The following is an 8,177-nucleotide window of genomic DNA, read 5'->3' as shown; positions in this document are numbered from 1 at the left end:
TGCGTCGGCCGCGCCAGCCAGCAAGAGCGCCATGGCGGCAATCGGCGCGGCAAAAAACCGGATCATTGTTTCCCCCAGCAAAAAATCGATTCAACGAACGTCACAGGCCATATTTGCCGGCATTTCGCAAGCCACGGCCCCGTGAGGCAGGTCAACCTTAACGAATGCCGTTACCAAATCGGCAACCGGGCCAATTTGCCGGAAAACATTAGAGCGTTTTCAAGCGAAGTGGATACCGGCTCGCACAAGGAAAACGCGTCAAAACAAGAATCTAACGCTCCGTTCCGATTCCATCGGAACGGGGCGTTAGCCAAACCAGCGCGTCGTCATGCGGGGCAGGGCCGCGATGCCGGCTATTGCTTTGACGAGACGAGCGAACAATGATTGATCGGACGGATCTTTGGATATTGCCGGTTGCGGGAGCTTTGGGATGAACGGTGCGGAAAGCCTGGTGCGGACGATGGTCAAGGGTGGGGTCGACGTCTGCTTCACCAACCCGGGCACCTCCGAGATGCATTTTGTCGCAGCGCTCGACCGCGTGCCCGGCATGCGCTGCGTGCTCGGCCTGTTCGAGGGCGTGGTAACGGGCGCTGCCGACGGCTACTTCCGCATGAAGGGCACGCCGGCTTCGACCCTGCTGCATCTCGGTCCCGGCCTCGCCAACGGGCTTGCCAACCTGCACAACGCCAAGAAGGCCAATTCCGGCATCGTCAACATCGTCGGCCAGCACGCGGTCTACCATATCGGCTACAACGCGCCGCTCACCTCTGACATCGAGGGCCTTGCCCGGCCGATGTCGTCCTGGGTCCGCACCTCGCCGGATTCCAAATCGGTTGCCGCCGACGGCGCCGCTGCGATTGCCGCCGCCAAAAGCGCGCCGCCGCAGATCGCGACCCTGATCCTGCCCGCCGACACCGCCTGGAACGAAGCCGACGGCATCGCCGAGGTCCCGGCCGAGCAGCAACGCGCCAGCTATTCGCCGCAGGCGGTCGAGCAGGCCGCAAAAATCCTGCACGGCGACGGCGAAGGCACGCTGCTGCTGATGACCGGCAGCGCGCTCTCCGAGCAGGGCCTGGCGCTGGCCGAGCGCATCGCGGCCAAGACCGGCTGCACCGTGATGGGCCCGACCTTCCGTCCCAAGATGGCGCGCGGCCGCGGCCGCTTCTCGATCGACCGCATCCACTACGTGATCGAGAACGCGCTGCCGATGCTGGCGAAGTTCCGCCACATCGTGCTGGTCGAGTCCGACGATCCCGTGGCGTTCTTCGCCTATCCGAACAAGCCGAGCGTACTGAGGCCCGAAGGCTGCGACGTCCATCGCATGACCTCCTGGGGCGAGAATTCGGTCGCGGCGCTGGAAGCGCTTGCGGGTGCCGTGAAGGCGAGCGCCAGGGACGTCAAGCCGCAGGCCGTGGCCGAGCTGGTCAAGCCGACCGGCGCGCTGACCCACGCGTCCATCGCGCAGTCGATCGCGTACGCGATCCCCGAGAACGCGATCCTGGTCGACGAGTCGCTGACCACCGGCCGCGCCTTCTTCCCGCCGACGGCGGCCGCCGCGCCGCACGACTGGCTGCAGAACATGGGCGGCTCGATCGGCTTCTCCACGCCGCTCTCGATCGGCGCCGCGATCGCCTGCCCGGACCGCAAGGTGATCACCATGGTCGGCGACGGCAGCGCGATGTACACGATCCAGTCGCTGTGGACGCAGGCGAGAGAGAACCTCAACATCGTCACGATCGTGTTCGCCAACCGCATCTACCAGATCCTGCGCGGCGAGTTCGACAATGTCGGCGCCGGCGAGCCCGGCCAGCGCGCCAACGATATGCTGCGGCTCGACCGTCCGACGCTGGATTTCGTGGCGCTGGCGAAGGGCATGGGCGTGCCCGGCCGCGCCGTCACCAATGCCGACGAGTTCAACAAGGCACTCGCCGAAGCCGTCGCCGAGCCCGGCCCGCGGCTGATCGAAGTTCAGATGTAGGGTCTGGTTGGCCAAGTTCTCTCTCGGCGTCGTCCCGGCGAAGGCCGGGACCCATAACCCCAGGGAGAGGTTTGGCGAAGATTCGGGGTCCGGTACGCGCACCGCGCGCACTCGATAGACTTCGCGGTATGGGTCCCGGCCTTCGCCGGGACGACACTGAGCTAAGCGCGCAATGGGCCGGGGGGCAAGATGCAGACCGAGCTGAACAAGGTGATCGCGGCGCTCCGGGACTTCTACGCCCACGAGGGATTCCTGTTCGAAAAGGACATCGGCGAGCGCGCGATCACGCATCGCTTCGCCGTGCATCTGGAGAAGCAGTTCTCGGGCTGGTCGGTCGATTGCAACTACGACCGGCTCGGCGAGCGCACGCTGCACCTGCCGCACGGCACCATCATCTCGACCGACGATCATCTGGACAAGTCGATCTACCCCGATGTCGTCGTGCATCAGCGCGAGATCCCGAACAATTTGCTTAGCGTCGAGATCCGCAAGGCGAGCAATCACACGCCGGTGACGCACGACCAGCACAAGCTGCGGGCGCTGACCGATCCGCATGTCTGGTTCGCCTGCTGGATCGGCGTGCTGCTGGTGCTGGACAAGCACCACGTGACGATGTCGGAGGTCTATGTCGGCGGCCTCGTGGATGAGCCGCTGTCGCGCTGGTTCGCAACGCGCCTCGCGGAGCTCGGCCTTGGAGCCGCACATTAGGGCGTGGACTTCTAACGTCGGATGTCGAGGACACAGAGTGATTGGAGCTTGCCCAACGGCCTCGGATGGTTCGTTTGCCGCTCCTACTCGATCGTTGCATTCACCGTCATGATCGATCTGCCTGACCCGTATGGACCCTTTCCTTCACCATAGATGGCGAACGTATCGTTGCCCTTGTAACCGGATGCCGCGGTGTACCTGAACGTCGTTACGTTGATCTGTCTCAGCGTCCCGTGCGCAGGCTTCTGCGAAACGCCCGAGCTAAGCATCGCTCCCGGAATTCGCATCGGGAAATTGCACGTTTCACCCGACCTGACCGCGAAGTAGGCCGTCATGTCGACACCAAAYGCGGACGGATGACCGGTGACCCGGCACTCGGAGGCGGCGAATGCCGTAACCGGCGTCAGGCTCAGGACAGCAGCGACAGCCAACATCCGCATGCTCGTCTCCCGTGACGATGAAGTGGCATCCGCGGCACTTGATCCCGAAGCGTCGGGATGACCATTGATCTGCATCAACATGTCGACCTGTGTCGATCAGGCGATTGCCCAAGAAAATTGACTGACTTGCCCTTCAGCAGTCCACAAAGATTGAGGTGTACACTGGCCTCACGACCGCAGAAGCGCTCGGTCTCGAAGTGCAGCCAACATTGCTTACCCGCGCCGATCGAGATCGACCTTTGCTAGGGGACTTATCCCGCTTTCTGCTTCGCCCTCGACGGATGGCACAAGGTTCGCGGCGAGAAAGTCCACGAAGGCTCTGAGTTTGGGAGCGAGTTGCCGGCTCGACGGCCACAGGACCCGTAGTGGTCCCGAACGATCAGTGTAATCGTCGAGCACGGGGACGAGCAGACCTTCGCGAAGCTGGCGGTTGATGGCGAAGTCCGGCAGGTATGCGATGCCCATGCCCTGTTCGGCCATATAGATGAGCGGCTCAAGCGTACTCGCCACGACCGTCTTTGGCAGCTCGTTCTCGATGTCGGCATGCTCTCCCCGCAGCGGCCATCGCTCGAACCTTCGGCTGGTTGGAAACATGTGGCGCAGACAGGCATGAGCCTTAAGGTCGTCGGGGGTCTGAGGAACGCCTTTGGCCGCCAGATAGGCCGGCGATGCCACCAGGCGTCGTCGATACATGCCCAAAGCCCGGGACATCAAGCGCGTGTCGCCGGCGTCGGCGAAGCGCACGACGGCGTCGAAGCCTTCCTCGATCACATCGACGACCCGATCGCTGAAATCGAGATCCAATGTTACCTCCGGATATGCCCGCATGAACGCGACCAGAGTGGGCATCATCAGCATGCCGGCCAATGGCAGGGCGACACGCAGTGTGCCGCGCGGAGTTTCGTGCGTCTGCGACAGCTCAAGCTCGGCCGCTTCAATCTCAGCAAAGATGCGACGGCAACGCTCCAGAAACCGGGCACCTTCCGCGGTGAGCGTGATGCTGCGCGTACTGCGATGGAGAAGGCGCACGCCGAGCCGTTCCTCCATCCGCGCTACCGCCTTGCCGATCGCTGACGACGACACGCCAAGCTGCCGTCCCGCGACCGTGAAATTTCGGGCTTCCGCCGCCCGTACGAAGGCATTGAGCGACCCCAGACTGTCCATAGGCGATCCTCCATTTCGGACATTCTAGTCCGATATGTTTGGAATTGCGGCCCAATTTTCAAAGCGTTCAGGAGCGCTCATCTTCGGCCGAACGCTGCGGTCTCTTTCGCTTCACTGAACAGATGGAGATGACGGGCGGTCCAGAGCAGAGGAGCCTCTGTTCAAAACCTCGCTTTTTCAAGGAGATAGTCATGTCATCGTCAGTCGTATTGATCACAGGGGCCCTCACTGGCATCGGCCGCGCTGCAGCAGTCGCGTTCGCAAAAGCAGGCCATCGCGTCGTTGTTTCCGGGAGAAAGCCGGATGCCGGGGAGGCCTTGGTCCGCGAACTCCGTGCGTCCGGTGCCGAGGCCGAGTTCGTCCAAGCCGACGTGCGCAAGGAAGACGATGTCCGTCGCCTTGTCGACCGCACGGTCGAGCGCTTCGGGCGTCTCGATGTCGCGGTGAACAATGCCGGCACCGAAGGCAAACCCGGCCCGATTACCGACCAGACCGCGGAAAGCTACGCCGCGACGTTCGACACCAATGTTCTCGGCGTGCTGCTGAGCATGAAGCACGAAGCCCGCGTCATGAAGGGACAGGGCAGCGGCAACATCATCAACATCTCCTCGACCTACGGGCATGAGGGCGCGGCTGGAGCGTCCATCTATGTCGGCAGCAAGCACGCCGTCGAAGGCATTACCAAGTCGGTGGCGCTCGAACTCGCAAAGTCGGGCGTCCGTGTGAACGCCGTGGCTCCCGGTCCGACCGACACCGGCATGTTGACCCGCTTCACCGGCACCCCCGAGAACAAGGCGGCTCTGGTGACGACCGTGCCGATGGCTCGCCTCGGCCTCTCGGAGGAGCTTGCCAATGCGATCGTCTTCATCGCGTCGGAAGGAGCCTCATTCATCACCGGCCATGTCCTCCATGTCGATGGCGGCAAGAGCCACTGACTGTCGGGGCCCTCCATGACAAAACACAATCACCAGACCGCTCCCACGCGGTTCATCGAGGCCAACGGCATCCGCTTCGCCTATCGCCGCTTCGGCAGGGCAGGTGGCGTGCCGCTGGTCTTCAACCAGCATTTCCGCGGGACCATGGATTATTGGGACCCGGCCGTCACCGACGGTCTGGCCGGGAACCACGAGGTGATCCTCTTCAACAATGCGGGCGTATCGAGCAGTTCAGGCCGGGTCCCGACGAGCTTTCAGGAAATGGGTGCAAATGCGATCGCGTTCATCAAGGCACTCGGGCTTACCAAGGTCGACGTGCTCGGCTTTTCCATCGGCGGCATGGTCGCCCAGGAAATTGCAATCCAGGCTCCCGATCTAGTTCGCCGGCTCATTCTTGTCGGAACCGGGCCGCGTGGGGCTGACATGGCAACGAGCAGATCAGCAGAGATATTCGCCGCCACCTACGACTCGCCGGAGTATCTCTGGCTCGCCGTTCACTTCTCGCCGTCCCCTTCGAGCCAGGCGGCAGGCCTCGCCTTTCTGGAACGCAAGCTTTCCCGCGACGATCGCGATCCCGAGGTGAGCGGAGAAGCTGCATCCGCGCAGCGCGAAGCCATCGGCAAATACATTGCGCCGGCCGAGCGCGTCTTCGACCATCTGAAAAATATCCGCCAGCCGACGCTGATCGTGCAGGGCAGTAACGATGTCATCATACCTACGGTGAACTCTTACATCCTGCAGCAAAACCTGCCGAATGCGCAGCTCATCCTTTATCCGGATGCAAATCACGGGTCGTTCTACCAGTACCCGGAACTCTTCGTGTCGCAAGCCGATCAGTTCCTCAGATCGTCACATCAAGGCGACGATGCGAACCTGCAACCCGCCGAGCGGCTACCATTCCCCTCCATCGTCTCGGAAGCAATTTAGCTGGCTGGGACACGGAGCCAGGTCATGGAAACGCCGCCCAAGACCCCGTTTCCAACTGAAAAAGGATGCAAATCATGGCAGACAAAGTGGTGAAGATTCCGGGGGCTGATCACCCGATTTCGATCGAGGTGAACCCGTCGCGCGTCGTGGTCAAGATCGGCGGAAAGACCGTCGCAGATACAAGCGCTGCGCTAACGCTGCGCGAGGCGTCCTATCCGTCCGTTCAGTATATCCCCCGTCGGGACGTCGATATGACCGCGCTCACGCGGAGCGAACACACGTCGTACTGTCCCTACAAGGGCGACGCCTCCTATTACAGCATTCCGGTTGGAGGAGATCGTTCGGTCAATGCGGTGTGGACTTATGAGACGCCGTTTGAAGCGGTGGCGCAGATCAAGGACTACGTCGCCTTCTACCCGGACCGGGTCGACGAGATAATTAGCCGGTGAGCGCACGGAGCGGTCTGCTGATGTTCGGCAACAGCTTCGTAGATCGATCATGATAGCGACGGAGCGAAGGCGGCTAGCCTCACCGTGAGCGATGTGATGGAGAAAGTCACGACGACCAGTGCGAACAGGAACTAAGAACAGCCCAAGGATCGTAGCATTTATGGTGGTGGGGTGCTTGCGGATCGTCCGGTCCCGGCTCGTCGACGGCCTTGCCGATGATGATCTGGTCGTCCGTCAGCGGCGTCAGATTCATCACCCTGGCGACGGTCTGGCCCGAGGGCAGGCCGAGCCGCCAGCTGCGACGACGGATTGGACGCGACTTCCGGCGGCAGCTTGCGCAGCGGGTCGACCAGCGACGCATCGATGCGGTAGGCGAACTGAAGCCGCCGCTTGTTGTCGGCATTGGTGTCGTCGTCCTCGACGCAATAAGGGCGCGTGTCGAGATCGATGAAGCGGCCCCAGTCCATGGCGCGCCCTGGACCCATGGCACGGAAGCCGGTCAGCGCATTGTGGTCGGGATCGTGGGGATCGGGGAAGATCTGCAACAGCATGTTGGCCGCATCGTTCAGCCGATAGCGGATGTATAAAGCGCCTTCCGGCAATGACCGCTTTTGACCCAGCTCGGACTCCGCCGAACGATTGCGTTGATTTACGCGGCGCGATCCTTGTCGGACTGTTCCTCGACTGCGGTCACGGTTTCTTCGAATCCCTTTTCGTAATTGCCCGCAAACCTTTCGATGCTGTCGGCCCACATCCTCAGCATTGAGACCTGAAAATGCATAATTGGCTTCAAGGCAATCATACCGATTTCTGTCGCTGCGGTTGTGCGCTTTTGGGCGTCGCGCGCGAGACGGTCTGAGTTAGAGGTGTTGTCTGCCATGGCTGCTTGCTCCTTCTGCTCTGGTGATTGAGCCCAAAGCTACCTGCCAGGTTGTGCACCGCGTGATGCTAACCGCTCGGCCAAAGCCTGGTCTGCCGCGAGTCTCGCACGTCGGTCGTCATGCAGTTCGTCCAGCTTTTTCAGGTAAGCGACCGCTGCTATTTGCAAGAGATCGAAATCATATTCGCCGGTACCGCGAAGATTGGTGACGTAGCGAAAGAGGGCGGAACGCCTGCTGTCGTTCTCACTGATACCACTATGGAGCAGCAAGTAGTTCCGCCATGCGAACGCACATGCGCCTTCTATGGCCTGAGAAGTCATGGGCACCTCCCGAAGGTCAGAGAAAGACTGATGAGCCGTTTCGTTCCGCGAATTTCTCAGATGTAATGCTGTTCCGTAGGTGCGCTGCAAGGTGTTTCGCAAAGATGTCAGTGCAGCAGCCGTGGCGGTATGCACGTCATCGTGCGCTCTGTTGCGCCCAAAGCCGGCGATCTCCTTGTTGATTTTACCCCGAATGACACGTTCAAAGAACCTGCCGCTCGCGCGGCGTTTGGCTCGATGCGCGCTAGGACCTCAGTCACCTCTCCTCGTCGGGGCAAGATGGCCATAAGGCCGCTCGCACGACACGAGCGGCCTTTGCACCATCTTCCGTCACGCGCTCAGTGCAGGGGATCGCCCTGGCCGAGCGCGTAGGCC

The 8,177-nt window shown here is 61.8% G+C and carries 10 protein-coding genes and 1 pseudogene; 6 read left to right on the top strand and 5 right to left on the bottom strand.

Features of this window, described 5'->3' with window-relative positions; translation table 11 throughout:
- The 3 genes and pseudogenes from AC1D00_RS16385 to AC1D00_RS16375 form a co-directional block, all read left to right on the top strand.
- Positions 1 to 384 (top strand): annotated as a pseudogene (locus AC1D00_RS16385) (hypothetical protein); the annotation flags it as partial.
- Between the two features lie 46 nt (positions 385 to 430).
- Complete coding sequence (locus tag AC1D00_RS16380; RefSeq protein ID WP_477011396.1) at positions 431 to 1,978, top strand: acetolactate synthase large subunit; 1,548 nt, start codon at positions 431 to 433, stop codon at positions 1,976 to 1,978.
- Between the two features lie 189 nt (positions 1,979 to 2,167).
- Entirely contained in the window at positions 2,168 to 2,686 is a 519-nt protein-coding gene (locus tag AC1D00_RS16375; protein WP_135177490.1) for a hypothetical protein, read from the top strand.
- An 83-nt stretch (positions 2,687 to 2,769) separates the two neighbouring features.
- Here AC1D00_RS16375 and AC1D00_RS16370 read toward each other — a convergent pair whose 3' ends face one another.
- Together AC1D00_RS16370 and AC1D00_RS16365 are read right to left on the bottom strand one after the other, a co-directional pair.
- Positions 2,770 to 3,207: a hypothetical protein gene (locus AC1D00_RS16370; RefSeq protein WP_477011395.1), complete on the bottom strand. Its 438-nt coding sequence runs from the start codon at positions 3,205 to 3,207 to the stop codon at positions 2,770 to 2,772.
- A gap of 132 nt (positions 3,208 to 3,339) precedes the next feature.
- Positions 3,340 to 4,290 carry a LysR family transcriptional regulator gene (locus AC1D00_RS16365; RefSeq protein ID WP_135177489.1) on the bottom strand — a complete coding sequence of 317 codons (951 nt, stop codon included), beginning with the start codon at positions 4,288 to 4,290 and terminating at the stop codon, positions 3,340 to 3,342.
- 191 nt (positions 4,291 to 4,481) lie between these two features.
- Between AC1D00_RS16365 and AC1D00_RS16360 the strand changes: the two genes are divergently transcribed.
- From AC1D00_RS16360 to AC1D00_RS16350, 3 genes are all read left to right on the top strand, one after another.
- Positions 4,482 to 5,225 carry an SDR family NAD(P)-dependent oxidoreductase gene (locus tag AC1D00_RS16360; protein ID WP_477011394.1) on the top strand — a complete coding sequence of 248 codons (744 nt, stop codon included), beginning with the start codon at positions 4,482 to 4,484 and terminating at the stop codon, positions 5,223 to 5,225.
- A gap of 15 nt (positions 5,226 to 5,240) precedes the next feature.
- On the top strand, positions 5,241 to 6,152 hold the full coding sequence (locus tag AC1D00_RS16355; RefSeq protein WP_404558716.1) for an alpha/beta fold hydrolase: 912 nt from the start codon (positions 5,241 to 5,243) through the stop codon (positions 6,150 to 6,152).
- 74 nt (positions 6,153 to 6,226) lie between these two features.
- A complete protein-coding gene (locus AC1D00_RS16350) occupies positions 6,227 to 6,601 on the top strand; it encodes a DUF427 domain-containing protein (protein WP_477011393.1) in 375 nt (124 codons plus the stop codon).
- A gap of 158 nt (positions 6,602 to 6,759) precedes the next feature.
- On the opposite strand, the gene AC1D00_RS16345 is transcribed toward AC1D00_RS16350, so the two are convergent.
- The 3 genes from AC1D00_RS16345 to AC1D00_RS16335 all read right to left on the bottom strand — a co-directional run bounded on the left by AC1D00_RS16345 (position 6,760) and on the right by AC1D00_RS16335 (position 7,802).
- Positions 6,760 to 7,152 carry a hypothetical protein gene (locus AC1D00_RS16345; RefSeq protein WP_477011392.1) on the bottom strand — a complete coding sequence of 131 codons (393 nt, stop codon included), beginning with the start codon at positions 7,150 to 7,152 and terminating at the stop codon, positions 6,760 to 6,762.
- Between the two features lie 98 nt (positions 7,153 to 7,250).
- On the bottom strand, positions 7,251 to 7,481 hold the full coding sequence (locus tag AC1D00_RS16340; RefSeq protein ID WP_135177485.1) for a hypothetical protein: 231 nt from the start codon (positions 7,479 to 7,481) through the stop codon (positions 7,251 to 7,253).
- Positions 7,482 to 7,520: 39 nt separating this feature from the next.
- Positions 7,521 to 7,802, bottom strand: coding sequence for a hypothetical protein (locus tag AC1D00_RS16335; RefSeq protein ID WP_477011391.1), 282 nt, complete (start codon positions 7,800 to 7,802; stop codon positions 7,521 to 7,523).
- Between the last annotated feature and the right edge of the window lie 375 nt (positions 7,803 to 8,177).

It is taken from the genome of Bradyrhizobium sp. P2_E8 (assembly GCF_056403875.1).
The sequence above is the reverse complement of the archived record's forward strand: the minus strand, read 5'-3'. Positions and strand labels throughout refer to the sequence as shown.

Excerpts from the sequence above, each read along its gene's own strand:
- AC1D00_RS16380 (WP_477011396.1), top strand. The coding sequence starts at position 431 with ATGAACGGTGCGGAAAGCCTGGTGCGGACGATGGTCAAGGGTGGGGTC.
- AC1D00_RS16375 (WP_135177490.1), top strand. The coding sequence starts at position 2,168 with ATGCAGACCGAGCTGAACAAGGTGATCGCGGCGCTCCGGGACTTCTAC.
- AC1D00_RS16365 (WP_135177489.1), bottom strand. The coding sequence starts at position 4,290 with ATGGACAGTCTGGGGTCGCTCAATGCCTTCGTACGGGCGGCGGAAGCC.
- AC1D00_RS16360 (WP_477011394.1), top strand. The coding sequence starts at position 4,482 with ATGTCATCGTCAGTCGTATTGATCACAGGGGCCCTCACTGGCATCGGC.
- AC1D00_RS16355 (WP_404558716.1), top strand. The coding sequence starts at position 5,241 with ATGACAAAACACAATCACCAGACCGCTCCCACGCGGTTCATCGAGGCC.
- AC1D00_RS16350 (WP_477011393.1), top strand. The coding sequence starts at position 6,227 with ATGGCAGACAAAGTGGTGAAGATTCCGGGGGCTGATCACCCGATTTCG.
- AC1D00_RS16345 (WP_477011392.1), bottom strand. The coding sequence starts at position 7,152 with ATGCTGTTGCAGATCTTCCCCGATCCCCACGATCCCGACCACAATGCG.
- AC1D00_RS16340 (WP_135177485.1), bottom strand. The coding sequence starts at position 7,481 with ATGGCAGACAACACCTCTAACTCAGACCGTCTCGCGCGCGACGCCCAA.
- AC1D00_RS16335 (WP_477011391.1), bottom strand. The coding sequence starts at position 7,802 with ATGACTTCTCAGGCCATAGAAGGCGCATGTGCGTTCGCATGGCGGAAC.